Source organism: Allobosea sp. P4_C6 (genome assembly GCF_056402015.1).
Genome location: NZ_JBFUIF010000007.1, coordinates 97,685 through 122,456 on the forward strand (window position 1 = coordinate 97,685; position 24,772 = coordinate 122,456).

Consider the following 24,772-nt stretch of genomic DNA (forward strand, 5'->3'; position numbering starts at 1 on the left):
GGGGCTGGTGCCGCGAGCGTCACGGGGCGGCAGCCGTCTTCAATGCGGGGATGGCGGCTTCCGGATAGATCGCGGCCATGAGATCGCGCGCGGCCATCGGTGTGCGCGGGCCGAAGCCGAGCAGATAGAGGCCGTCCATGTGGACCAGGCGCTTGCCGTTGGCAGCGGGCGTCTGGGAGAAGGACGGCATGGCGAAGAGTTCTTCGGGCGTGGTGTTGTGGGCGCTGCTGTTGCGCATCATCAGCACCATCTCCGGGGCGGCGGCGGCGATCGCCTCATCCGTCATCGGCTTGTAGCCCTCGATCGCGTCGGCGACATTGATGCCGCCGGCGAGCGCGATGATCCCATCGGCCGAGCTGTTGCGGCCGCCGACGAGGGCGCGGCCGTTCTGAAGCGAGAGCACGAAGAGCACGCGGCGCTTCTTGGTGATGCCGGAGCGCAGGGCCGCCAGCTCGTCGAAGCGCGCCCGCGTCTGCGCCGCGAGGCGCTCCGCCGGGGCGGCGGCGCCGATGGCCGCACCGATCGCCGCGATCTTGGTGACGACGCCGTCCGGCGTCAGCCCGTCGGAGATGCGGGCGAGCTTAACGCCGGATTCGTTGAGCAGGGAGACCGCGTCCGGCGGGCCGGCGCCGTCGATCAGCATGACGAGCGTCGGCTTGAGTGACAGAACGCCCTCGGCCGAGAGAGCCCGGACATAGCCGATATTGGCCTTGTCCTTCAGGGCATCGGCCGGAAACTGACTCGTCGAATCGACGCCGACGACCCGGTCCTGCAGGCCAAGCGCATAGATGACCTCGGTGATGACGCCGCCGGCGACGACGATGCGCTCGGATGTCTGGGCCGAAGCGGGGGCGAGGGGAGCAAGCCCGCCGAGGCCGAGCAATGCCAGAGCCGTGGCGGTCAGTTCGCGCCGGTTCGGCCGCATGAGGCCGGAATATGCCGTTTGGTCGCGCGAGCCAGACATGTTGCCACTCCATTCGGGCGCAGGCGATGGGCCGCGGCCACCGCAGATCGGCCCGATCGTCTAAGATCGGTTGTGATTAGAAGGATTCAACGCCAAGTAATTCCTGTTTTTAATTATTCAAAACAAGAATTACTCGTGCATATTGTTGACGGTGATATTCGCCTTTACTACAAGGGGTCAAGGGCAGCGCCTGAGCGCGGCCGGCTTCGGTCGCGACGCATTGCCGTGCGGCCGCCTCCGGCGTGCGCTCCTTCGGATACAACGCTTTGCAAGGCGCTCATCCGGAACCGGCGATGACCGGCCGCGTCGCGGCACCATTCGTTTCAGCCGCCTCGCGGCGTTTCACTGCAGGATTTGTCGATGTTCATCGCCATGAATCGCTTCAAGGTCGTCAAGGGCGAGGAAGCCGCCTTCGAAACGGTCTGGTCTTCGCGCAAGAGCCGGCTCGACGAAATGCCCGGCTTCCTCTCCTTCCACCTGCTGAAGGGTCCGGAAAAGGACGATCACACGCTCTATTCGTCGCATACGAGCTGGGCCTCGAAGGACGACTTCACCGCCTGGACCAAGTCTGAGCAGTTTCGCGAGTCCCACCGGAACGCCGGGCAGCCGCGCCCGACGCCGATCTACCTCGGCCATCCCGAATTCGAGGGGTTCGAGACGGTGCTGAGCGAAACCAATCCGCACCTGCCCCGCCAGGCGGCCGAGTGAGGCAGTGACCATGACGACTGCCGATATCGCGACCCGCGACCCGATCGAGCGCGCCCGCGCGCTGCTCGCCGCCAAGCCCGACGGCCTGATCGAGGCCGTGGCGCGCGAGGCGAACGTCTCGACGCGTGCGGTGCTCGAGCTCCTGCCAGCGGAACAGCGGCTCTTCGTGGCGCCCGAGCGCTTCGAGGATGTCTGGAAGGATCTCGCGGCCTGGGGCACCGTGCTCTTCCTGATGCACACGCCCGACATCGTGCTGGAATGCGAAGGCTCGCTGCCGGTCGGCAGCTTCGGGCACGGCTATTACAACATCCATGGCGACAGCCCGATCGGCGGTCACATCAAGGCCGAGAACTGCCGTGCGATCTACCTCGTGGACCGCAGCACGGCGCAGGGCCGGCGCGCTTGCTCGGTGCAGTTCTTCAACGGCGCCGGCGAGGTGATGTTCAAGATCTTCGTGCGGCGCGATGCCGCGCGCGAACTCCTGACGGATCAGCTAGGACGCTTCGAGGCGCTCAAGACAACGTTCGTCTGAGCCGCAAAAAAGGCGACATGGTGCAGTTAATGCGCCGTGTCCGCGGGGCCGTTGCCCCGCCCACGGCTGACCATGACTGAGATTTACGGACCATTAACCATTCGGGCGCAGCCTTCGCGACAGAAGGCCCGTCGCCCGTGACCGCCTCGCCTGAGCTCCCCTTGAAGGGGAATATAGGTCCGGTCGGCGATCGGCTGCCCGATGGCTCAGTCGTGGATGTCGATATGGCCGCTCGTGTCGCGATGGAACGGGCGCTGCTTCCGCCCAGCCGGCCCGCCCTGGCTGTTGCGGCGGGGCGGCGCTTCGTGGCTGCGCGCAAGCCGATGCTGCGCTCGAGCCTGGGTTCCGCGGTGCTCCTTGGCCTGCGTTTCATCCAGGCACGAATGATCTCGGTCTGGGGCCTGCTGATCGCGGCCGCGCTCTGCCCGCCTTTCGTCTTCGCCGCTTTCGCCGTCTTCTCCTCCGTGGTGAATTTCGTTTCGATGGCCGCGCTGCTGCGGCTGGAAGCCGTGTTCTTCCGGAATGGGGATCGCGCCCGGCTCGGTCTGGCCTTCCGGCTCGCCATCGCCGTCGGTCTGGCATTCTGCGGCGCAACGGCCGTCGCATTGGCTGGGCTGGCCATATCCGGCTGGGTCGCTCCGGCTGTCGCCGTGCTCTTTCTCTGTTCTTTGGCCGCCCGCGCTGTCCTCAGATTGCTCTGGACCGAGGCGACGGCTGAAGGGGATTTCCGCGCGATCGGCAACAGCAACGTCGTGCAGGCGATGCTCCAGCCCGCGATCATGCTGATCCTGATCGGCCTCTTCGGGCCGAAGGCTCTCGCCCTGTTCATGGCCGACGCGCTGGGCCATATGCTCGCGGCCGGCTATCTGCTGTGGCGGCGGCGGGGCGCGGTCTCCGCGCTTGTCGAACCGCGGCTCTGGTCACGGCGCAGCCTGTTCGAGGGGGCTTACCGCTGGCGCGCCGTGCCCGTGACGCTGCTGCCGAGCGCCTTGCTCGCCTATGGTTTCGCGATCGCGCCGGTGCTGGCGCTGCCCTACGCCGCGAACACGCTGCTGGCCGCCCATGTCGCACTGTCGATGCGGCTCCTCGATATGCCCGCGCAGATGTTCGGCACGGTCTCGACACCCATCGCCTTGAACCGGCTCCGTTCCTATGCCGGATCGCGCCGACGCTTCGCGGCGCGGATCATGGCGCTGGGGCTGATCGCCGTTGCGGCTGCGCTGTTCGGGGCGATTGCCGTTGCCGCCGATGTGATCGAGACTTTCCTTGAAGGGACTCATTGGGAGCAGCTCGGCACGGTGATCGCGCTTCTCGCGCCCTTCTATGCCGGCATCGCCATTCTGACGCCGCTTCAGGACATGGCCACGTTGTCGCGCCAGCCATTCTGGCAGGTGCTGGTCAATGCGGCGGCGCTGGCCGCGATCATAGCGACCATGATCTGGTTCGGCTCGCTCTCCGCCGGACTGCTGCAGGCGATCGGCGCGATCTCGATGCTGCGCGCCCTAGCGCACACCCTCTTCATCTGGCTGCATCTCGGAGAGGACGAGACGACGACGATGGACGGCTTCGCCGCTGGGAGCGCGGCTCGCTGAAGGAAGCCGCCTCCACCGCTGACAGCTGGCCGGCCTACTCCCGGCGAAGCAGCCGGTCAGCAATCATCGCCGAAAACAGGCTCGGCTTGAATTCGCGCTCGAGCCTTGCGGGATCGTAGATCGTTTCGACCCAGGTCAGGAAGCCGATACCCTTCGCGTCGCCTTCCCGGCGATAAGCATCGAAGAACGCATCCAGGATTCCGGTCTTGGCGAAGCGGAAATGGCCGTAGCGCAGCGCAAGCTGGCGCGTGGCTTCATCCAGCGGCCGTTTTTCGTGGATCAGCAGATAGAGCGCAGAAAAGAAGCCGGCCCGGTCCGCGCCCGACTTGCAGTGCACGAGCGCCGGCTCCTGCAGGTTCTCGAAGAAGCTTTTCGCGCTCAGGATGGTCTCGCGGTCGGGCGCGCCGCGCGAGCGCAGCACGAAATCGACGAGCGCGATGCCGTGCTGCTCGCTGGCTTCCTTCTGCAGGGGCCACGAGCCGTGCTCGCGGCCGCCGCGCAGGTTGACGATCGTCTTGAGGCCCTGGCGGGCGAAGCGGGCAATCTGATGCGGAGCAGGCTGCGCCGAGCGCCACAGGCCCGGCGTCACGCGATGCGCGTTGAGATAGGCAATGCGGAAGATGCCGTGGTCGACGAGCAGCATGTTGGCCCAGGCGCGCAGGCGCTGGCCGCGGCCCTCGATCGGCCGGTCCCAGCGTGCGATGCGTGCCATGCGGCGGGCATAGCGCTCTTCGTCGGAGCGCAGCCGGGTCAGCATGGGAGGGCTTCGGTCGATTTCATGCAGCGCCCGATACCAGCGTGACTCCCCCAGCGCAAATCATTGCGAAACTGAAAACCAAGGAAGGGGTTGGACTTTTCGCACCGAACTTGCATAAGGCCCGGCAAATTTCGCAACGACAGGTTCCCCATGCGCATCGACGCCATCTCCATCGGCAAGAATCCGCCTGACGAAGTCAATGTCCTGATCGAAGTGGCGATCGGAGGCGAGCCGATCAAGTACGAGATGGACAAGGAAGCCGGCACGCTCTTCGTCGATCGCTTCCTCTATACGCCGATGCGCTATCCCGGAAACTACGGCTTCATCCCGCACACCTTGTCGGAGGATGGCGACCCCTGCGACGTGCTCGTGGCCAATACGCGCCCGCTGGTGCCGGGCTCCTATATCGCGGTCCGGCCGATCGGCGTGATGCTGATGGAGGACGAGGGCGGCGGCGACGAGAAGATCATCGCCGTTCCCGTGCCGAAGCTGACCAAGCGCTACGAGAACGTCCACAACTACACCGATCTGCCGCAGATCACCCTCGACCAGATCCAGCACTTCTTCGAGCACTACAAGGATCTCGAGCCCGGCAAATGGGTGAAGCTCAAGGGTTGGGGCGATGCCGTCATGGCCAAGAAGCTGATCGTCGAGGCGATCGAGCGGGCCAAGGCTGCGAAGGCCTGAGCCGGACGGAAAGGTTCGTCATGCTCGGGCTTACCCGAGTATCTCGGCTACCAGCGCCCTCTCGTCATGAGATTCTCGGGTCCGCGCAAGGCGCGGCCCGAGAATGACGACGCTGGTCAGGCCGCGATCGCCTCGGCCAGCGCCACCGTGCGGCGCGCCATCTCGGCATGCAGCAGCTCGACCATGCGGCCGTCGAGCTGGATCGCGCCCTTGCCGGCATTATCCGGCAGGTCGAAGGCGGCGATGACGGCCCGCGCCCGCGCCAGCTCCGTCTCGTCGGGCGCGAAGACCGCGTTGGCGACGTCGACCTGCGACGGGTGGATCAGCGTCCTGCCGTCGAAGCCGAGGTCGCGCCCCTGCTCGCATTCGGCCCGGAAGCCAACCTCGTCCTTGATGTCGTTGTAGACGCCGTCGAGGATGTCGATGCCATGGGCGCGGGCGGCCAGCAGGGCGCTCGTCAGCCAGGGCAGCATCGGCGCCCGGCCCGGCACGAAGCGGGCACGTGTCTCCTTGGCGAGATCGTTGGTGCCCATGACGAAGCAGGACAGGCGCGTCGCCGGATCRCTTGCGACGCGTGCGATGCGCTCGACATCGAGGATGGCGAGCGGCGTCTCGATCATCGCCCAGATCGCGATCGCGGGGTCGGCCCATAGGCCGGTCAGCTGTGCCCCGATCTCCCCCAGGGTCTCGGGCGCGGAAACCTTGGGGATCAGGATCGCATCGGGCTTCGCTTCCGTGGCGGCTGCGAGATCATCGGCGAACCAGGGCGTCCCGACGCCGTTGACGCGGATCACCAGCTCGCGCCGGCCATAGCCGCCGGCCTTCACCGCGGCACAGACCTGCTCGCGCGCAGCGGCCTTGGCATCTGGAGCGACGGCGTCCTCCAGATCGAGAATCAGGACGTCGGCCGCGATGTCGCGCGCCTTTTCGAGCGCACGCGCGTTCGAGCCTGGCATATAGAGGGCGCTGCGGCGGGGGCGGATCGTGGTCATTGTCTCTCCTGACACGGCCGGCTGTGCTGCGCTGCACAGTAGACCAACGCAGATGCAATGCCAGCGCTGCGAAAGGCGGAGGAGAACAGGGATGGCGTGGGTGGCAGGCGTCGATGGCTGCCGTGGCGGCTGGATCGCGGCTTTCACCGATACGCAGAAGCCGGACCACGCCCCGGTGGCGCGGGTCCTTTCTCGTTTCGGGGATCTGTTCTCGGGCGAAATCCTGCCCGACATCGTGGCGGTTGACATGCCGATCGGCTTGCCGGATCGGGTGACGGGCTCCGGTCGCGGGCCGGAGCGGCTGGTGCGGCCGTTGCTCGGTGAGCGGCAATCCTCCGTCTTCGCGATTCCGGCGCGCGCTGCCGTGGCCGCGTTGGACTATGCCGAAGCCTGCAGGCTCGCGCTCGCGGCTTCCGAACCGCCGCGCAAGGTCTCGAAGCAGGGGTTTCACCTCTTCCCGAAGATCCGCGAGATCGACGGGCTGCTGCGCTCCGAAGCCGCGCTGTGCGAGCGTGTCTTCGAGGTCCATCCCGAGCTGGCGTTCCGCACGATGAAGGGCGCGCCACTCTCCCACCCCAAGAAGATCAAGGGCGTGATCAATCCATCGGGACTGGCGGAACGATGCGGTCTGCTGGTTGAGGCGGGGATTCCGGCCGACGATCTGCTCGATGCGCTGGCGGCCCTGGTCGTCGCCCGGCACATTGCTGCCGGGCGCGGGAAGCCCTTCCCCGATCCGCCGGGACGCGATAGCCACGGGCTGCCCATCGCGATCTGGACGTTTTCGTCCCCGCGCCAGCCCCTACAGGATACCGTCATGAGCGCCTCGCCCGTCTCCCGTCCGATGATCGAGGAAGCGGCCGGGCGCATCGCCGGTCATGCCCGGATCACGCCGGTGATGCGGCTCGGGGCAGGCGCCTTCTCGGTGGGGGACATTTCGCTCAAGCTCGAATGCCTGCAGCATGCGGGCTCGTTCAAGACGCGCGGCGCCTTCAACAACCTGCTCTCGTTGCCGATTCCGGCTGCCGGCGTGGCGGCGGCCTCGGGCGGCAACCATGGTGCTGCGGTAGCCTATGCGGCGCGGGCACGCGGCGTGAAGGCGACGATCTTCGTGCCGGAGATCTCGCCGGCCGCGAAGATCGAGGCGATTAAGCGCTTCGGCGCCGAAGTCGTCGTCGGCGGTGCGCAATATGATGACGCCCAGGCGGCCTGCGATCGCTTCGTCGCCGAGACCGGCGCGCTCAAGATCCATCCCTTCGCGGCTTTGGAGACCATCGCCGGACAGGGAACGCTGGGTCGCGAGTGGGATTTGCAGGAGCCCGATCTCGATACCGTGCTCGTCGCAGTCGGCGGCGGCGGCCTGATCTCGGGTATCGCCAGCTGGTTTGCCGGCAGCAAGGTGAAGGTCGTCGGCGTCGAGCCGGAGGGCTCGCGCGCCCTGCAGGCGGCCTTCGAGGCTAAGGGGCCGGTCGAGGTCAAGGTCGCATCTGTCGCGGCTGATTCGCTGGGCGCCCGCAATGTCGGCCAGCTCGTCTACGATGCGACGAAGGACAGCGTGGATCACATCGTGCTGGTTCCGGATTCAGCGATTGCCGAGGCGCAGGGCGTGCTCTGGCGCGATTTCCGCCTGGCGGTGGAGCCCGGCGGGGCCGCGGCGCTGGGCGCGCTTCTCTGCGGCGCCTACAAGCCGGCGCAAGGCGAGCGGCTCGGCGTGCTGGTCTGCGGCGCCAATGTCGATCTGGGCAAGCTCGCGGCCATCGTCGGCTGAGCCTCCGCCCCTTGGTCGTTGCCGTCGGGGCTGGACGATGTCGCGTGCGGCTGCGCATGCTCGCCCCAGCGAAGCCGGATGGATGGCCCTCATGTCGATCAGCACGAGCAAGACGAATCCGGGCCGCTTCTTCGAGGATTTTCATCTCGGCGACGCCATCGTACACGCGACGCCGCGGACGGTGACGGCTGGCGACGTCGCGCTCTATACGGCCCTCTACGGCCCGCGCTTCGCCGTGCAGTCCTCGGATGCCTTCGCAAGGGCGGTCGGCTATCCCGCCGCGCCAGTCGACGATCTGCTGGTTTTTCACATCGTCTTCGGCAAGACCGTGCCGGATATTTCGCTGAATGCGGTGGCCAATCTCGGCTATGCCGATGGCCGCTTCCTGAAGCCGGTCTTCCCCGGCGATACGCTCTCGACGACCTCGGAGGTCATCGGGCTCAAGCAGGCGTCGTCGGGCGATGCCGGCATCGTCTATGTCCGGTCCATCGGCCGCAACCAGCATGGCGAGATCGTGCTGAGCTATGCGCGCTGGGTGCTGGTCCGCAAGCGCATCCCCGGTACGCCGGCCCATGCCGAGCAGGTGCCGGAGCTGGCAAAGGGCGTCCTGCCGGAGCAATTCGGCGAAGGCTGCCCCGCGATCGAACTCGCGGCTTATGACGATGCGTTGGCCGGCTCGGCGTTCCGCTGGGGAGATTATACGCCGGGCGAGCGGATCGACCATGTCGACGGCATGACGGTCGAGGAAGCCGAGCATCAGCTCGCGACCCGCCTCTATCAGAACACGGCGAGAGTCCATTTCGACGCGCATGCCGCGCAGGGCAGCCGCTTCGGCAAGCGGCTGATCTATGGCGGCCACGTCATCAGCCTCGCGCGGGCGCTGTCATTCAACGGGCTCGGCAACGCCTTTCACATTGCGGCGATCAATGGCGGGCGACATGTCGCGCCGCTCTTCGCGGGTGATACGGTCTATGCCTGGAGCGAGGTGCTGGCGAGCGCGGAGCTGCCCGGACGCGGCGATGTCGGCGCGCTCCGGCTCCGGCTCGTCGCGACCAAGGACCAGCCCTGCAGCGGCTTTCCGCTGAAGTTCGGCGATCAATACGACCCGAGCGTGATCCTCGATTTCGACTATTGGGCGCTGCTGCCGCGCTAAGGTTTTCGTAACAAAATGACGAATTTCAGAATCTGTAACTTCGTTCCGTGCATGCCGCATTGCAGCGCAGGGGCGGTTTCGCTACAGAACCAACCACTCTAGAATGATCCCAAATGGGTCCGCCTTCCGGCGGGCCGCTTGATCGGAGAATGATATTGGCCGAGGTCAAGCCCGCGGCTCGCCCGCTTTCGCCGCATCTGCAGATCTACCGCTGGTCCTGGACGATGGCGATGTCCGTCGCCCATCGCGTCACCGGCACGGGGCTCTATCTCGGCACGGTGCTGATCGCCGCCTGGCTGGTCGCTGCCGCCTCGGGCCCTGCCGCTTTCGACACGGCGCAGTGGATCGCCGGCTCTCTGCTCGGCCGTCTGGTGCTGTTCCTCTACAGCTTCTCGCTGATCCACCACATGGTCGGCGGTCTCAGGCATTTCGTCTGGGACATGGGCCATGGCTATGACCCGCAGACGCGGATGAACATGGCGAAGTTCTCCCTCGTCGCCTCGGCGAGTCTGACGGTCCTGGTCTGGATCGTCGCCCTCGTCCTGCGCTGAGGAGCTGAAACCATGCAATCGAACTCCTCCATGCGCACCCCGCTTGGCCGCGTCCGCGGCCTCGGTTCGGCGAAGTCGGGCACCGGGCATTTCTGGCTGCAGCGCGTCACCGCGGTCGCCAACGTCATCCTGACGGTCATCTTCATCGGAATCGTCATCGCGCTGGTCGGCCGCCCCTATCCGGCGGCGGTGGCGCTGCTGTCGCATCCGCTCGTCGCGATTTTGATGCTGCTCTTCATCCTCTCGGCCTGCGTCCATATGCGGTTGGGCATGCAGGTCATCATCGAGGACTACATCACGAATGAAGGTCTCAAGATCCTCGCCGTGATGGGCAACACCTTCTTCGCCCTCGCGATCGGCGCGGCCAGCGTCTACGCGGTGCTGAAGCTGTCTTTTGGAGGCTGATCCGATGGCGATCACCAAGTCCCGCCCGGTCCCGGCCTATGCCGGCGCTGCCTATCCGATCACCGATCACACCTTCGACGTCGTCGTCGTCGGCGCCGGCGGCGCCGGCCTTCGCGCCACGGTCGGCTGCTCGCAGGCCGGCCTGCGCACCGCCTGCATCACCAAGGTGTTCCCGACCCGCTCGCACACCGTCGCGGCGCAGGGCGGCGTCGCGGCCTCGCTCGGCAACATGGGCAAGGACACCTGGCAGTGGCACATGTTCGATACCGTGAAGGGGTCGGACTGGCTCGGCGACCAGGACGCCATCGAATATCTCGTGCGCAACGCGCCGGCCGCCGTTTACGAGCTCGAGCACTGGGGCGTGCCCTTCTCGCGCACCGAGGACGGCAGGATCTACCAGCGCCCCTTCGGCGGCATGACCACCGAGTTCGGCGAGGGCCCGCCGGCCCAGCGCACCTGCGCCGCGGCCGACCGCACCGGCCACGCCATGCTTCACACGCTCTATGGCCAGGCGCTGCGCTACAATACCGAGTTCTTCATCGAATACTTCGCCATCGACCTGATCATGGACGAAGACGGCCATTGCCGCGGCGTGATCGCGCTCAAGCTCGATGACGGCACGCTGCACCGCTTCCGCTCGCAGCAGACGATCCTGGCGACCGGCGGCTATGGCCGCGCCTATTTCTCGGCGACCTCGGCCCATACCTGCACCGGCGACGGCGGCGGCATGGTGCTGCGCGCCGGCCTGCCGATGCAGGACATGGAGTTCGTGCAGTTCCACCCGACCGGCATCTACGGCTCGGGCTGCCTGATCACCGAGGGCGCGCGCGGCGAGGGCGGCTACCTCACCAACTCCGAGGGCGAGCGCTTCATGGAGCGCTATGCGCCCTCGGCCAAGGACCTCGCCTCGCGCGACGTCGTCTCGCGCTCGATGACGATGGAGATCCGGGCCGGTCGCGGCGTCGGCAAGAACAAGGACCACATCTACCTGCACCTCGACCATCTCGATCCGAAGATTCTGCACGAGCGCCTGCCCGGCATCTCCGAGAGCGCCAAGATCTTCGCCGGTGTCGACGTGACGCGCGAGCCGATCCCGGTTCTGCCGACGGTGCACTACAACATGGGCGGCATCCCGACGAACTTCCACGGCGAGGTGCTGACCAAGGTCGGCGGTGATCCGGATACGGTGGTGCCCGGCCTGATGGCGATCGGCGAGGCGGCCTGCGTCTCCGTGCACGGCGCCAACCGCCTAGGCTCCAACTCGCTGATCGACCTCGTCGTCTTCGGCCGCGCGGCTGGCCTGCGCTGCGCCGAGACGGTCACGGCCGGCGAGAAGCAGCCGGAGCTGCCGAAGAACTCGGCCGATCTCGCGCTGACCCGCCTCGACAAATACCGCAACGCGTCGGGCGGCACGCCGACGGCCGATCTGCGCGACCGGATGCAGCGGACGATGCAGGACAACTGCGCCGTCTACCGCACCGGCGAGACGCTGGAAGAGGGCCACAAGCTCATCCACGAGGTCTGGGGCGGCATCACCGACATCGGCACCAAGGACCGCTCGCTGATCTGGAACTCCGACCTGATCGAGACGCTGGAGTTCGACAACCTGATCACCCAGGCGGTCGTCACCATGGATTCGGCGCTGAACCGTCCGGAAAGCCGCGGCGCGCATGCCCGCGAGGACTATCCGAACCGCGACGACAAGGACTGGATGAAGCACACCCTGGCCTGGATCGACGACGAGAAGCGTTCGGTCACGCTCGATGACCGGCCGGTGCACACTTACACGATGTCCAACGACATCGAGTACATTAAGCCCAAGGCGCGGGTGTACTGACTGTGTCGGCGACCAACATGTCAGCTCCAGTCGGTTGGGCTCTGGCGGGAATGGTGATTTGCACTCCTGCTCATGCTGCTGGCGACGACATGCCGACGTTGTTTGGTGTTCTGATCGTCAGCATTCCCGCCGCGCTTGGCTTCGCCTTTCGCAAGCTATCCCGCAAATCTCTGGCGGCGCTCATAGCCGCTATCTGGGTTGGTGGGCTGGTGCTGGCGATCGGCAGCTACGGTGTTGCGGGCGTGACTGATCGATCTTCAAAATTTGCGTTGTTGATGTCGTGTCTCACTATACCTCTCGCTGGAGGATGGCTGGTGGGACACGCCGCGAGAAAGCGCCTTTCTGGAATCGGAATGCGTCATGGCTGAATTCAATCTCCCGAAGAACTCCCGTCTGACCGAGGGCAAGGCGTGGCCGAAGCCGGCCAATGCCAAGCACGTCACCGAGTTCAAGATCTATCGCTGGAACCCGGACGACACCGCCAATCCGCGCACCGACACCTATTATGTCGACCGCGACGATTGCGGGCCGATGGTGCTGGATGCGCTGATCTGGATCAAGAATAAGGTCGACCCGACGCTGACCTTCCGCCGCTCCTGCCGCGAGGGCATCTGCGGCTCCTGCGCCATGAACCTGGACGGGAAGAACGGGCTCGCCTGCACCACCGGCATCGACGAATGCGGCGGCACCGGCAAGAATGCGGGCCGCGTCGCGATCTACCCGCTGCCGCATATGCCGGTGGTCAAGGACCTCGTGCCGGACCTGACCCGCTTCTACGCCCAGCACGCCTCGATCGAGCCCTGGCTGCAGACCACGACGCCGGCGCCCGAGAAGGAGTGGCGCCAGGCCAAGGACGACCGCGAGAAGCTCGACGGCCTCTACGAGTGCATCCTCTGCGCCTGCTGCTCGACCTCCTGCCCGAGCTACTGGTGGAACGGCGACCGCTATCTCGGCCCGGCCGCGCTGCTGCAGGCCTATCGCTGGCTGATCGACTCGCGCGACGAGGCGACCGGCGACCGCCTCGACAATCTGGAAGACCCCTTCCGGCTCTACCGCTGCCACACCATCATGAACTGCGCGAATGCCTGCCCGAAGGGGCTGAACCCGGCCAAGGCGATCGCGGAGGTCAAGAAGATGATGGTCGCGCGGCAGGTCTGAGACGGCGCGAATGCTACTGGCGCGGCCGTCTGACGCGACGGCCGGCGCTTCCGGTGCTCACGTACTGATGTACGCTCCGCTCCGGTTCTCGACCATCACGCCAGCGCATTCGCGCTCGGCTCAGTCAGGGCGTCATTCTCGGGCGGAGCGAAGCGCAGAACCGAGAATCTCGTGAAGGAAAGCGCTGGAGCCCCATTCGGCCAGAGATGGTCGGGTCAAGCCCGACCATGACGGCAGGCGGGACGGCTTTCAGCCGATATACCGCCCCGGCCTGAACGGCTTGGGATCGGCCGGTGGCGTCTCACCGCAAACCATCGCCGCGATCATCTCTCCCGTGATCGGCCCCGTCGAGAAGCCGATATGCTGGTTGCCGAAGGCGAGCCAGAGGCCGGGATTACCAGGCGCTTCGCCGATCATCGGCAGTGAATCCGGCAGGGTCGGCCGCGCGCCGCGCCAGGTTTCGCCGGTCACGCCGTCGAACGGGAAGGCTTCGTGGGCGGCCTTGGTGACGCCATCGATCTGGCGGTGGTCGTCGGGTGCGTCGCGATCGCTGAGATCGACGCCGCTGGTGACGCGGTAGCCTTGTTCCATCGGCGCCATGTAATAGGCGGCGTCGGCGTCGTAGACCGGCCGCGACAGGCGGGCGCCGGCCCGCGCCTTCAGGTGGCGATGATAACCGCGCTCGACATCGAGCTTCGGGTCGAGGCCGAGGGGCTTCAGCAGGTCGCCGCTCCAGGGACCGAGCGCGACCACGGCGATGTCGGCGTCGAAGGCGCCCGTCGCGGTGCTCGCGCGCCAGCCGGTGCCCTGGCGGGCGAGGCCCGTGACCTCGGCCTGTTCGATGCGCCCGCCGCGATCGGCGAAGAGAGCGGCATAGGCCGCGGTGACGGCGCCGGGGGAATCGACCGAGCCGACGGCGGGAATCAGCAGCCCGGCCGGGAAGATCGGGTTCAGGCTCGGCTCGACGGCGGAGATACCCTGCCGATCGAGTATCTCGGATTCGATGCCGTGGCTCTTCAGGAAATCATGCTCGGCCTTGGCCGCGGCATGGCCGGCGTCGGTGCGCCAGAGCTTCAGCGTGCCGGTCTCGCGCAGGCGGTGAGCCACGCCGGCCTCCGTCATCAGGGCGCGATGCCGCTCGACGGTGCAGGCGGTCAGGGATTCGAGGGCGGCGATGCGGGCCGCGGCTTGCGAGGGGCGGGCTTCCCAGAGGAAGCGCAGCAGCCAGCCGGGCCGGGCCAGGGCGCGGCGCCAGCTCAGATTGAGCGCCGGGTGGCGGTTGCCGAGATAGCCGGCGATACTGGGGAAGAGCGAGGGATTGTTGAGCGGCACGATCGACGAGAGTGCCAGCACCCCGGCATTGCCGTAGGAGGTTTCGCAGCCGGGCTCCCGCCGGTCGACGAGCGTCACAGTGATGCCGTGCTTCTGCAGCGCGAGCGCGCAGGAGACGCCGACCATGCCGGCGCCGAGGACGAGTGCTGATTTGGTCACGCGGATGTTGTTCCGGCTTCGGCCGGTTCCTTCAGCCAGTGGTCGAGAAAGGCGTCGAGCCAGAGCCGGATCGCCGGATCGTGCTGGAACCAGCCGGGGACATGGGTGTGGCCGAGTTGGGCGCCGGGCATCAGCGTGCGCTCATAGCCGCGCACCGACCAGCGATGCATCATCGCCGGGGTCACCTCGGGATGGAACTGGATGCCGTAGGCCTTCAATCCCGCGCGAATCGCCTGCACCGGGAAGTCCCCGCCCGTGGCGAGGCATTCGGCGCCACCCGGGCAGTCGAAGCCGTCTCGGTGCCATTGATAGACGGTGCCCGGCCAGGCGAATCCCGCCATGCCGGCATGGGCGGCGCCGGCCTCGGTGATGGCGAGGGGATAGTAACCGACCTCGGCGCGGCCCTCGCCATGGGTGTAGACGCGCGCGCCCATATGCTTCGCCAGCATCTGCGCGCCCAGGCAGATGCCGAGGAACGCTGCATCCTCCCTCAGGCAGGTGCCGATCCAGTCGATCTCCGCCTTGACGAAATTCTCGGGATCGTTGGCGCCCATCGGGCCGCCGAAGATCACGGCGCCGGCGTGATCGCGCATCGTCTGCGGCAGCGGATCGCCGAAGCGCGGCTTGCGGATGTCGAGAGCGTGGCCGCGCGCCTGCAGCAGCCGGCCGACACGGCCGGCGGTCGAATGCTCCTGATGCAGCACGATCAGGACCGGTTTCGGGACGGGGCGGACGGGCCGGGTGGATAGCGGCGAGCGGGTTCTGCGGGTCGCGCGGAAAGGGAAGGCGTGGTCGTTCATCACGGACTTCAAGGTCGCTCGCGCTTCGGCGGACGGGGTAGATGCGCGCAAAGCCATGCCAGATCGCCCCTAAACATGAGGTTCCACACGGGACGACGCAAGCAATTTGTGCGCCGGGATCGCTGCAATGATCCGGCAAGCTTCGGGCGGTATGCCCGGCGGCATCGCAACCCCCGATGGCAAATCGCTTGACCGCGCTTCCGCTTTCTGAGATGAGAATGAACGTTCATTCTCATTTTCCCGAGTTCTGATGCCACCTCTGGTTTCCACGTCGCAGCCCGATCCCGCCCCGTCGGAGCGACATATCCGCATCCTCGACGCGGCGGAGCGCGTCTTCGCGCGCGCCGGGTTCCACGCGGCGACGATGCAGGATGTCGCGGCCGAGGCGGGCATGAGCCCTGGCAATCTCTATCGCTATTTCAGCTCCAAGGACGCCATCATCGCCGGCATGGCCGAGCGCGACCGTTCCCTGATCGCGGCCGATTTCGGCGAGCTCTGCCCCGACAACGGCGCGCTGCTCGATCAGCTTGAGGAGCTCGGCCGCAAGCATCTCGTCCGCCAACCGCGCGAGAAGGCGGTCATCGCCTTGCAGATATGGGCAGAGGCGGCGCGCAACCCGGAGATGGCGCGCATGTGTGCGGATATCGAAGGCACGGTGGCCCAAGGGCTTGCGGCGGCGATCGGCGAGGCCAAGCACAACGGCGAGCTGCCGCCGCGGCTCGACGAACACCGCTTCCTGCTGGCGGTTTCGATGATGGCCGATGGCTTCTTCTGTCGGCGCGGGATGGATCCGGCCTTCGACGAGGCAACTGCCGCCGACACGCTTTTCGCCAGCATGCGCCAGCTCGCGCAGACCATGCTCCTGCCCGAAGCGGACGTGCAGCCATGATGTCTGCACCCGCCGGGCTTCTCGCCTTTTCCTCCGGCTTCAAGGCCGCAACAGGACCACACCCGATGCCCGTTCGCATGACCGTTTTTCGCCTGGTCGCCCCGATGGCGCTGGCAGCGGCTCTCCTGGCGATCCCGTTGCCGCTCGTCGCGCAGACGCCGGCCCCGGCCGCGGCTGCTGCCGGGCCGTCCGTCACCGTGACGCAGGCGCAGATGACCGAGATCGTCCAGAGCGTGGTCGTCTCGGGCTCGATGGTTGCGCGCGACGAGATCCTGGTGGCACCGGAGGTCGACGGGCTGTCGATCGTCGAGCTTCTGGCCGAGGAGGGCGACAAGGTCGCGCAAGGGCAGGTGCTGGCCCGGCTGAACCGCGTGACGCTCGACGTCCAGAAGGTGCAGAACGACGCGCAGATCGCCCGCGCGGAAGCATTGGTCGCTCAGGCCAATGCCCAGATCGCCGAGGCCGACGCCAATCTCGTCCAGGCCAACAATGCCTTCGATCGGACCAAGGCGCTGCGCGACACCGGCAATGCCAGCATCGAGACGTTCGACCAGCGTGCGGCCGCTGCGCGCTCGGGCCAGGCGCGGGCGAACTCGGCCCGGCAGGCGCTCGCCATCGCCACGGCCGATCTGGCGCTCGCTCAGGCGCAGGGCAAGGACATCACGGTCAAGCTCGCGCGGACCGATATCAAGGCGCCGCATGCAGGCATCGTCAGCCGCCGCACCGCGCGTCTCGGCGCAACGGCCGGCATGGGCGCCGGAGCCGAGCCGCTTTTCCGGATCATTGCCGACGGGGCGGTCGAGCTGGAAGCGCAGGTCGCCGAGGTCGAGCTGCCGGGGTTGAAGGTGGGTCAGGGCGTCTCCGTCTTGCCCGCAGGGGCCAAGGACGCGCTCGCGGGCACGATCCGGCTGATCTCGCCTGAGGTCGACAAGGCCTCGCGCCTCGGCCGCGTCCGCGTCGCGCTCAACGGCAACCCGCCCGTGTCGCTCGGCAGCTTCGCCCGCGGCATCATCGAGACAGGCCGCAAGCGGGCCGTGACCTTGCCGCTTTCGGCGATCACCTATAGCCGCTCGGGCGCGACCGTGCAGACCGTCAAGGACGGCAAGGTCACGACCAAGCCGGTGACGATCGGCCTGGCCGGCGGTGGACGGGCCGAGATCGCGACCGGACTCGCGGAGGGTGAGACCGTGGTGGCACGCGCCGGCACCTTCGTGCGCGACGGCGATCTCGTCACGCCTGTCGCGACCAATTGACGGATTCGGCCATGAACGTGAATTTCTCCGCCTGGTCGATCCGAAAGCCGGTTCCGGCGATCCTGCTCTTCGTCGTGCTCTGCGTGCTCGGGCTGCTCTCCTTCTCGAAGCTGCCGGTCACGCGCTTCCCGAACATCGACGTGCCGCTGGTTTCCGTCACCGTGACGCAATCTGGCGCCGCACCGGCCGAGCTCGAAAGCCAGGTCAGCAAGCGCGTCGAGGATTCGGTCGCGAACATCACCGGCGTGAAGCATGTGATGTCGACGCTGACCGACGGGCAGTCGCAGACCATCATCGAGTTCCGGCTCGAAACCAACACGGACCGGGCCGTCAACGACGTCAAGGACGCGATCGCCAAGATCCGGGCCGATCTGCCGCGGACGATCGACGAGCCGATCATCCAGCGCATCGACGTCGAAGGCCAGTCGATCCTGACCTATGGCGCGGCCTCGGCCGGGATGACGCTGGAGCAGATTTCCTGGCATGTCGACGATGTCGTGGCGCGCGAGCTGCAGGGCCTCAAGGGCGTCGGGCGCGTCGAGCGCTATGGCGGCGTCGACCGCGAAATCCGCATCTCGCTCGATCCCGACCGGCTGCTGGCGCTCGGCATCACCGCGGGCGAGGTCAACCGCCAGATCCGCGCCACCAATGTCGATCTGGCCGGCGGGCGGGGCGAGGTCGGCGGGCAGGAGCAGGCGATCCGCACGCTGGCGGGCGCGCGCACGGTCGCCGAGCTTGCCGAAACCAAGATCACGCTGACCGGCGGGCGCGAGGTGCGCCTCAAGGAGCTCGGCCGCGTCGAGGATTCGAATTCGGAGCCGCGCGCCTTCGGCCGGCTGAACAAGAGCCCGGTCGTGACCTTCGCGGTGTTCCGCTCGAAGGGCTCCAGCGAACTCTCCGTCAAGGATGTCGTCGCGCAGCGGGTGGCGGAGCTGAACAAGCGCTTCCCCGACATCAAGATCACCCCGATCGACGATGCCGTCGCCTATACGCACGGCAACTACAAGGCGGCGATGGAGACGCTGATCGAGGGTGCCGCGCTCGCCGTCGTCGTCGTCTTCCTGTTCCTGCGCAATTGGCGCGCGACGCTGATCACGGCGATCGCCCTGCCGCTTTCGGCCATCCCCACCTTCTGGGCGATGGAGCTGATGGGCTTCTCGCTCAACCTCGTCAGCCTGCTGGGCATCACGCTGGTGACCGGCATCCTCGTCGACGACGCCATCGTCGAGATCGAGAACATCGTCCGGCACATGAAGATGGGCAAATCGCCCTATCGCGCTGCGATGGAGGCGGCCGACGAGATCGGCCTGGCTGTCATCGCGATCACGCTTACCATCGTCGCGATCTTCGCGCCGGTCTCGTTCATGGGCGGCGTCGCCGGGCAGTATTTCCGTCAGTTCGGCCTGACCGTGGCGGTTGCGGTGCTGTTCTCGCTGCTCGTCGCGCGATTGATCACGCCGATGATGGCCGCCTATCTGATGCGCCCCGTGAAGCATGCCGATCCGAAGGACGGATGGATCATGCGGGCCTATGTCGGCCTGCTGAACGGCACGCTGAAGAAGCGGCGCATCCCGTTCTTCCCGCGCTTCGACGGCTCGCGGCGCTGGCGGACGATGCCGTTCAACACCGCCTATGCGACGCTGGTGGTCGGCTTCCTCTTCCTGGTCGGCTCGATCCAGGCGACGCAATTGCTGCCGACCGGCTTCATCCCGGACGAGGACACCTCCCGCGTCGTGGCCTCGGTCGAGCTGCCGCCCGGCTCGACGCTCGAGGATACGCGCGTCACCACCGACCATCTCGTCGACGCGCTGAAGGCGATTCCCGAGGTCACCAACGTCTTCGTGCTGGGCGGGGCATCGCCGACCGGCCAGCGCGAGGTCCGCCGCGCCGCCGTCTTCATCCTGCTGAAGCCCAAGGCCGAGCGCGACATCAGGCAGAAGGAGCTCAAGGTCACGATCGCCGAGAAGCTCGCCAGCGTGCCGGATGTGCGCGCCTGGTACGTCAACGAGCGCGGCGAACGCGAGATGGCCTTGTCGATCATGTCGAAGGACGGCGATGCGCTCGATGCCGCCGTCGCCAAGATCGAGGCGCGGATGCGCCAAGTCGACGGCTATCTCAACGTCGCGACCGCCGGCTCGCTGAGCCGCCCGGAGCTGCGCGTCACGCCGAAGCTGGAGGAGGCCGCCAATCTCGGCGTCACGCCCGAAGCGATCTCGGAAGCCGTGCGCGTCGCGACGATCGGCGATGTCGGCGCCAATCTCGCCAAGTTCAACGCCGGCGACCGGCTGGTGCCGATCCGCGTGCAGCTCGAAGAAGATGCCCGCACCGATATCCGCAACATCGCCGCGCTGCGCGTGACCAACACGAGCGGCGTCTCGATTCCGCTCACCGCCGTCGCCGATATCGGCTTCGGCGAGGGGCCGAGCTCGATCGACCGCTACGATCGGGTCCGCCGGGCACAGATCGGCGCCGATCTCAAGCGCGGCTTCGAACTCGGCACGGCGCAGGAGAAGTTCCAGCAGATCGTCAAGGAGGTCGGCCTGCCGTCCGGCGTCTGGATCGCCGCAACCGGCGATGCCGAGATCCAGGGCGAGGTCGTCGAAGGCTTCATCACGGCGATGACGACCGGGCTGATGCTGGTGCTGGCCGTGCTGATCCTGCTGTTCGGGTCGGTCTTCCAGCCGATCACGATCCTGCTCTCGCTGCCACTCTCCTTCGGCGGCGTCGTGATCGCGCTGCTGGCGACCGGCAATGCCGTGTCGATGCCGGTCTATATCGGCCTGCTGATGCTGATGGGCATCGTCACCAAGAACGCGATCATGCTCGTCGATTTCGCAGTCGAGGAGGTCGGGCGCGGCAAGGACCGGCTGACGGCGCTGATCGAGGCGGGACGCAAGCGCGCGCGGCCGATCCTGATGACAACCATCGCCATGGCGGCGGGCATGTTGCCCTCGGCCTATGGCGTCGGCGACGGCGGCGAGTTTCGCGCGCCGATGGCGATCGCGGTCATCGGCGGCCTCCTCGTCTCGACGGTGCTGTCGCTCGTCTTCGTGCCATCCTTCTACATGGTGATGGACGATCTCTCTCGCGCAACGGGCTGGCTCTTCGGCCGCTTCTTCAGCAAGGCCGAGGACGAGAGCAACTGGGAGCCGATCGACGAGCACGCGGCCCCCGCGATCGCGACGGCCGAGGCGATGTCGAAGCCGGCGCCGCCGCGGCTGGCGGCGGAGTGAGGTATCAGGGCTGCGGCTGAAGTTCGAGCGGGAAGGGCGTGCGTTCGTGATGCGCGGACAATTCCCAGCGCCCTATCGAGTCCGCTTCCCAATCGTGCAACATGGCAGCCACCGCGGTGCGGTCATTGGCCAAGATCAGTGGCCGGAGATGGTCCAGAAGGGCACTCAGGACCGGCTCCATCACGCGGTGACCGCGCGGGATTTCAGTTAGAACTTCAAGGCTTGCGGCTGCAGCTTTGAAATCGCCCCGAGCGGTATGGAGCAAGGCCTTCATATGCACGAGCTCGAACGCATCTTCGAGCGGGAGTTCCGGCCCTTGACGAGGTGGGTCCTGTTCAATGGCAAAAGTTGCTAAGTTCAGGGGCCTCAGCGACGGCAAGACGTATTCTCGGATAATGCGTTCGAAATGCTGCTGAAGATTCGGCTCCGTCCAGCGGGCTAGCCAGTTCTCGTATCTGAAAACCTGGGACACCGCACGTGGGGACCCCAACGCCGGGTCAAAGCTGAGGCCGACGAACAAGGCGATGTCAAAACGATCGGCCTCACCCGTCCGATATATTCTGAGGCCGCGGGTGACATGATGGATAGGCACGAGATAAATCTCATGCCCACGGACATGAAGGTCTTTGCGCTGCCGATAGGGACGAAGAAGCTCGTCGATCTGTCGCCGCGTTGTCAAAGTCGAGGCCTCAACTCGATTACGAGAAGGCGATTCACTGATCCGCGAATGCGCATAGCGGCATCGGCGGTAATGTCCGCCTCAGAACGTGAGAGCTCGCGGCCCGTCTTGATATCGTAAAGGCAACGGGTCCCATTGATTCCTCTTTCAAAGACATCAAAACGTTTGGTTCCGGCTGTTCCATAAGGCTGCTCCCCCAATTCGCGCAATTCTTTGAAGTAGGACCGTTCTGCGACGACGGCAGGATTGTTCCAGACATCGACGCGATTCTTGAGTCGGAGATGAACGCCTGTGCCGTATTTCTGCATCGTTGAGAAATTGCTCGGCGGTCCGGCCTCGCGTGCCGCATCATCCAACATTTCCTGGATTTTTGGGAGGTAAGGGCAGGCTTGTTCGACTTCGGCACGATCAACCTTGCCGACCCATGACGTGCTGAAAGAATCGGCCTTCCCAGGTGCATAATCGTGGGCACGAAACCCTAGAACGGGTAGAGCGCCGCTGCTTTCTCCCAGGCTATTGAACCAGTCGAACAATTTGCCGGCCGCTTGCGACCGAGAACCTCCTGATCCTCCGCCGCGTCGCCATCTCGCCTCGACCACGTCTGGTCCATTTTCTCCCCAGACCGATTGGCTGACTATTTCTCCGTCTGGGCCGCCGTCGCGAATCAACTGGACCTTGTCCGTCGTTTCGAAGCTTACCGTGTTGCCATCGCGGTCGATGACGGTCTGGCGTTCGTCGAAGCCGGCGGCGCGCGAGGCGGCGTATTCCGACTGGATCGTCGTGCCCTGGCCGTCCGTGACGGCCTGCTCGAAGACCGAGCCGTCCTCGTTCCAGCCCTCGCCGAGCGAGGACCAGCCGGCATCTGCGTCGAGCGATGTGCCGTCGGGAAAATCTGGGTTTCCGCCGCCTGAACCGCCGCCACCTCCCGCGCCGCTGGTCCACTGTCCACCGCCAGGGCCGCCGGCAGGCACGCGGGGTTGGGAAGGATTGTATTTGCGAAGCCAGTGATCGCGCCGGATCAGGCCGAGTTCGTCTCGCAGGCGAAGCAAGCGCATGCGCAGGGTGCGAAGCTCGCTCCCGCGGTCAGAAAAGCGATGGTGGGCTGGCATGACGGGCTCCTGAGAGGAGCCCTATTGTCCGGTAGTCCTGGCCACCGGGGATAAGTCGGCCGGTGTCCGTGCGGCTCAGCCTGCCAGAGCCTTCCGCCGCGCCAGCGCTGCTTGATAGGCCTGCGTCAGCTCGCCGAGCACGGAGTGCTCGGGCTTGTTTGCATCGAGATGCAGGTGCCTGAGCTCCTGCATGAAGCGCTCCCACAAGGCCGGGCCGCCTTCGCTCAGGAGTTCGGCCCGGATCGAGAGTTCCTCCGTCACCGGCAGGAAGCGGCGGCCCCATTCGCCCATCGCGGCGAAGACGGGAACGAGCGCGATGCCCATCTCGGTCAGGCTGTAGATCGCCTTCTGCTTGTGGCTGGTATCGTCGCGGCGCGAGAGCAGGCCCTTCTCGACCAGTCGCTTCAGTCGATCGGCGAGGATGTTCGAGGCGATGCCCTCTTCCGATTTCGACAGGAGCTCGCGAAAATGCCGTCGATTGCCGAACATGATGTCGCGAAGGACGATCAGGCTCCAGCGATCGCCCAGGATTTCAAGTGTCAGATTGATCGGACAGCCCGAACGGCCGGTCTCGCGCATGCTCGTCTCCAAACTGATTGCAATGTAGGATCGGTTTGGATAATCATCAACCAATTGCAATTCACAACTGGTTTATCCGAGCGCGGCAGGAGAGGTGAGATGGCCAAGCTGATCGTCTGGAATCTGATGACGCTGGAGGGCTTCTTCGAAGGGCCGGAAAAATGGGATCTGGCCTTCCACAGCGATGCCTGGGGCGAGGAACTGAACGAGATGAGCAGCGAGTTCGGAGACAAGGCCGGGCTGCTCGTGTTAGGCCGGGTCACCTATGAGGGCATGAAGGCCTATTGGACGAGCGCGGAGGAGGAGGGCGAGACCAAAGCCTTTATGAACAGCCTGCCGAAGCTCGTCGCCTCGCGCAGCCTGACGGGCTCGGACTGGAACAACACGACGGTGACGGCCGACATCGCCGACGAGATCGCCCGGCGCAAGGCCGTGCCGGGGAAGGATATCTATGTCTTCGGCAGCGCCGAGCTGACGGAATCGCTGCTGGCCGCCGGGCTGGTCGACGAGATCATGCTCGGGGTCGCGCCGCTCACGATCGGCCGGGGCACGCCCTTCTTCAAGCAAGGCACCGACAAGCGCGGCTTCTCGCTGATCACGGCCCGCCCGCTGAAGAACGGCACCGTGATCCTGCACTACGGCGTCAAGGCAATGGCGTAAGTAAGTCTTGCGATTTAGCCGCGCCGGACCATCAGCACGGCGGCGAGGATGGCGACGCCGCCGAAAGCCTGGACGGGCGTCGGCTGCTCGCCGAAGAGCGCCCAGGCGGCGAGCACGCTGACCAGCGCCGGCCAGACCATGACGAGCGAGGCGGCGCTCGCGCCATAGCTGCCGAGCGAGAGCGTGATCAGCCCTTGGCCGAGCGCATGCGAGACGAGGCCGAGCGCGGCGACGGCGAGCCACCCCTGCAGGCTCGACGGAATGATCTGCTCGCCGAGCGCCAGCGCTGCCGCGAGGCAGAAGACGGCGCAGACCACGCTGGAGACGAGGCTGACATATCCGGCATCCGCCCGGTCGCGGGCACGGCGCACGGCGAGGATATAGGTGGCGTAGGACATCGCCGCACCGACGGCGAGGCTGTCGCCCAGCAGATTGCCCGAAACCTGGGCGGCACCGGTGAATTTCGGCAGGACGAGCAGCAGCGCGCCGGCGATCGCGAGCATCAGCGCGCCGAGAATGCGTCGGGACGGGCGCTCGCCGAGCAGCAGCCAGCCGCCGAGCACGACGCCGACCGGGGCGAGATTGCCGAGCAGCGAGGCGTTGGCGATCGTCGTATGGCCGAGAGCGGCGTTGTAGAGCGTGACGTCGATGCCGAAGGTCAGGCCTGCCAGCGCGACCGCGCCGAAGGCGCCGCCGCGCACCTTGTCGCCCGCCGGCTTGCGCTGCTCCAGCGCCGTCCAGGCGGCGAGGACCGGCAGGGCGAACACCATGCGCCAGAATCCGGCCGCGGCGGGGCCGACATCGGCCAGTCGCACGAAGATGCCGGAGAAGCCGATGAACGTCGCGCCGGCGAGCAGCGTAAGGAACATCACGAGCGCGGGCGAGGCAGGCCGGACGGAAATGGCGGGAGCTGACATGGTGTTTCTGACTGATGTTGAAGCCAGCTTCGGTCGCGACGATGCGGCGGGCTGAGCCTCG

General features: G+C 66.4%; 24 protein-coding genes. 15 read left to right on the top strand and 9 right to left on the bottom strand.

All coding sequences use genetic code 11. The features are described from left to right. Positions 1–19: 19 nt before the first annotated feature. On the bottom strand, positions 20–964 hold the full coding sequence (locus tag AC1DVA_RS07190) for a heme/hemin ABC transporter substrate-binding protein (RefSeq protein WP_476805496.1): 945 nt from the start codon (positions 962–964) through the stop codon (positions 20–22). A gap of 360 nt (positions 965–1,324) precedes the next feature. Here AC1DVA_RS07190 and hmuQ point away from each other — a divergent pair, with 360 nt between their 5' ends. The 3 genes from hmuQ (at position 1,325) to AC1DVA_RS07205 (ending at position 3,796) form a co-directional block, all read left to right on the top strand. Beyond that, positions 1,325–1,672: a heme-degrading protein HmuQ gene (gene hmuQ / locus AC1DVA_RS07195; protein ID WP_265050743.1), complete on the top strand. Its 348-nt coding sequence runs from the start codon at positions 1,325–1,327 to the stop codon at positions 1,670–1,672. Between the two features lie 10 nt (positions 1,673–1,682). Continuing rightward, the gene (gene hutX, locus AC1DVA_RS07200) at positions 1,683–2,204 is read left to right on the top strand and encodes a heme utilization cystosolic carrier protein HutX (protein ID WP_265050742.1); all 522 of its coding nucleotides are present in this window, start codon (positions 1,683–1,685) and stop codon (positions 2,202–2,204) included. Between the two features lie 224 nt (positions 2,205–2,428). Then, the gene (locus AC1DVA_RS07205; protein ID WP_265050741.1) at positions 2,429–3,796 is read left to right on the top strand and encodes a hypothetical protein; all 1,368 of its coding nucleotides are present in this window, start codon (positions 2,429–2,431) and stop codon (positions 3,794–3,796) included. Positions 3,797–3,830: 34 nt separating this feature from the next. Here AC1DVA_RS07205 and AC1DVA_RS07210 read toward each other — a convergent pair whose 3' ends face one another. Beyond that, positions 3,831–4,553: a fused DSP-PTPase phosphatase/NAD kinase-like protein gene (locus AC1DVA_RS07210; protein ID WP_476805497.1), complete on the bottom strand. Its 723-nt coding sequence runs from the start codon at positions 4,551–4,553 to the stop codon at positions 3,831–3,833. A 150-nt stretch (positions 4,554–4,703) separates the two neighbouring features. Between AC1DVA_RS07210 and ppa the strand changes: the two genes are divergently transcribed. Continuing rightward, the gene (ppa, locus tag AC1DVA_RS07215) at positions 4,704–5,240 is read left to right on the top strand and encodes an inorganic diphosphatase (RefSeq protein ID WP_265050739.1); all 537 of its coding nucleotides are present in this window, start codon (positions 4,704–4,706) and stop codon (positions 5,238–5,240) included. A gap of 116 nt (positions 5,241–5,356) precedes the next feature. Here the strand turns inward: ppa and AC1DVA_RS07220 are convergent, their stop codons facing one another. Continuing rightward, positions 5,357–6,232, bottom strand: a complete 876-nt coding sequence (locus AC1DVA_RS07220) for an HpcH/HpaI aldolase/citrate lyase family protein (RefSeq protein WP_265050738.1) — start codon at positions 6,230–6,232, stop codon at positions 5,357–5,359. Positions 6,233–6,323: 91 nt separating this feature from the next. On the opposite strand from AC1DVA_RS07220, the gene AC1DVA_RS07225 reads away from it, so the two are divergent. From AC1DVA_RS07225 to AC1DVA_RS07255, 7 genes are all read left to right on the top strand, one after another. Next, positions 6,324–7,997 (top strand): serine/threonine dehydratase, encoded by a 1,674-nt coding sequence (locus AC1DVA_RS07225; RefSeq protein ID WP_476805498.1) that lies wholly within the window; start codon positions 6,324–6,326, stop codon positions 7,995–7,997. Positions 7,998–8,088: 91 nt separating this feature from the next. Then, on the top strand, positions 8,089–9,150 hold the full coding sequence (locus AC1DVA_RS07230; RefSeq protein WP_265050737.1) for a MaoC family dehydratase: 1,062 nt from the start codon (positions 8,089–8,091) through the stop codon (positions 9,148–9,150). Between the two features lie 149 nt (positions 9,151–9,299). After that, positions 9,300–9,701, top strand: a complete 402-nt coding sequence (gene sdhC / locus AC1DVA_RS07235) for a succinate dehydrogenase, cytochrome b556 subunit (RefSeq protein ID WP_265050736.1) — start codon at positions 9,300–9,302, stop codon at positions 9,699–9,701. 12 nt (positions 9,702–9,713) lie between these two features. Then, positions 9,714–10,106 (top strand): succinate dehydrogenase, hydrophobic membrane anchor protein, encoded by a 393-nt coding sequence (gene sdhD, locus AC1DVA_RS07240; RefSeq protein WP_265050735.1) that lies wholly within the window; start codon positions 9,714–9,716, stop codon positions 10,104–10,106. A gap of 4 nt (positions 10,107–10,110) precedes the next feature. After that, on the top strand, positions 10,111–11,943 hold the full coding sequence (gene sdhA / locus AC1DVA_RS07245; RefSeq protein WP_265050734.1) for a succinate dehydrogenase flavoprotein subunit: 1,833 nt from the start codon (positions 10,111–10,113) through the stop codon (positions 11,941–11,943). Between the two features lie 17 nt (positions 11,944–11,960). Next, the gene (locus AC1DVA_RS07250; protein WP_265050733.1) at positions 11,961–12,311 is read left to right on the top strand and encodes a hypothetical protein; all 351 of its coding nucleotides are present in this window, start codon (positions 11,961–11,963) and stop codon (positions 12,309–12,311) included. Then, the gene (locus tag AC1DVA_RS07255; RefSeq protein ID WP_265050732.1) at positions 12,304–13,101 is read left to right on the top strand and encodes a succinate dehydrogenase iron-sulfur subunit; all 798 of its coding nucleotides are present in this window, start codon (positions 12,304–12,306) and stop codon (positions 13,099–13,101) included. The genes AC1DVA_RS07250 and AC1DVA_RS07255 overlap by 8 nt, the downstream gene beginning before the upstream one ends. A gap of 249 nt (positions 13,102–13,350) precedes the next feature. Here AC1DVA_RS07255 and AC1DVA_RS07260 read toward each other — a convergent pair whose 3' ends face one another. Both AC1DVA_RS07260 and AC1DVA_RS07265 read right to left on the bottom strand, forming a co-directional pair. Continuing rightward, a complete protein-coding gene (locus AC1DVA_RS07260) occupies positions 13,351–14,592 on the bottom strand; it encodes an NAD(P)/FAD-dependent oxidoreductase (RefSeq protein WP_476805499.1) in 1,242 nt (413 codons plus the stop codon). Then, positions 14,589–15,392 carry a glutamine amidotransferase gene (locus AC1DVA_RS07265; protein WP_265050730.1) on the bottom strand — a complete coding sequence of 268 codons (804 nt, stop codon included), beginning with the start codon at positions 15,390–15,392 and terminating at the stop codon, positions 14,589–14,591. Before AC1DVA_RS07265 ends, AC1DVA_RS07260 begins: the two co-directional genes overlap by 4 nt. Positions 15,393–15,642: 250 nt before the next feature. On the opposite strand from AC1DVA_RS07265, the gene AC1DVA_RS07270 reads away from it, so the two are divergent. The 3 genes from AC1DVA_RS07270 to AC1DVA_RS07280 all read left to right on the top strand — a co-directional run bounded on the left by AC1DVA_RS07270 (position 15,643) and on the right by AC1DVA_RS07280 (position 20,767). Then, complete coding sequence (locus AC1DVA_RS07270; protein WP_476805500.1) at positions 15,643–16,281, top strand: TetR/AcrR family transcriptional regulator; 639 nt, start codon at positions 15,643–15,645, stop codon at positions 16,279–16,281. A gap of 77 nt (positions 16,282–16,358) precedes the next feature. Further along, positions 16,359–17,534, top strand: a complete 1,176-nt coding sequence (locus AC1DVA_RS07275; RefSeq protein WP_265050728.1) for an efflux RND transporter periplasmic adaptor subunit — start codon at positions 16,359–16,361, stop codon at positions 17,532–17,534. 11 nt (positions 17,535–17,545) lie between these two features. Further along, entirely contained in the window at positions 17,546–20,767 is a 3,222-nt protein-coding gene (locus AC1DVA_RS07280; protein WP_476805501.1) for an efflux RND transporter permease subunit, read from the top strand. Between the two features lie 4 nt (positions 20,768–20,771). Here AC1DVA_RS07280 and AC1DVA_RS07285 read toward each other — a convergent pair whose 3' ends face one another. The 3 genes from AC1DVA_RS07285 to AC1DVA_RS07295 form a co-directional block, all read right to left on the bottom strand. Next, complete coding sequence (locus tag AC1DVA_RS07285) at positions 20,772–21,446, bottom strand: hypothetical protein (RefSeq protein WP_265050726.1); 675 nt, start codon at positions 21,444–21,446, stop codon at positions 20,772–20,774. Continuing rightward, entirely contained in the window at positions 21,443–22,555 is a 1,113-nt protein-coding gene (locus tag AC1DVA_RS07290) for a hypothetical protein (RefSeq protein ID WP_476805502.1), read from the bottom strand. The genes AC1DVA_RS07285 and AC1DVA_RS07290 overlap by 4 nt, the downstream gene beginning before the upstream one ends. A 75-nt stretch (positions 22,556–22,630) precedes the next feature. Continuing rightward, complete coding sequence (locus AC1DVA_RS07295) at positions 22,631–23,134, bottom strand: winged helix-turn-helix transcriptional regulator (protein WP_265050724.1); 504 nt, start codon at positions 23,132–23,134, stop codon at positions 22,631–22,633. A 99-nt stretch (positions 23,135–23,233) separates the two neighbouring features. On the opposite strand from AC1DVA_RS07295, the gene AC1DVA_RS07300 reads away from it, so the two are divergent. Continuing rightward, positions 23,234–23,794 carry a dihydrofolate reductase family protein gene (locus AC1DVA_RS07300; RefSeq protein ID WP_476805503.1) on the top strand — a complete coding sequence of 187 codons (561 nt, stop codon included), beginning with the start codon at positions 23,234–23,236 and terminating at the stop codon, positions 23,792–23,794. 14 nt (positions 23,795–23,808) lie between these two features. Here AC1DVA_RS07300 and AC1DVA_RS07305 read toward each other — a convergent pair whose 3' ends face one another. Then, on the bottom strand, positions 23,809–24,711 hold the full coding sequence (locus AC1DVA_RS07305; protein WP_476805504.1) for a DMT family transporter: 903 nt from the start codon (positions 24,709–24,711) through the stop codon (positions 23,809–23,811). Positions 24,712–24,772 lie beyond the last annotated feature (61 nt).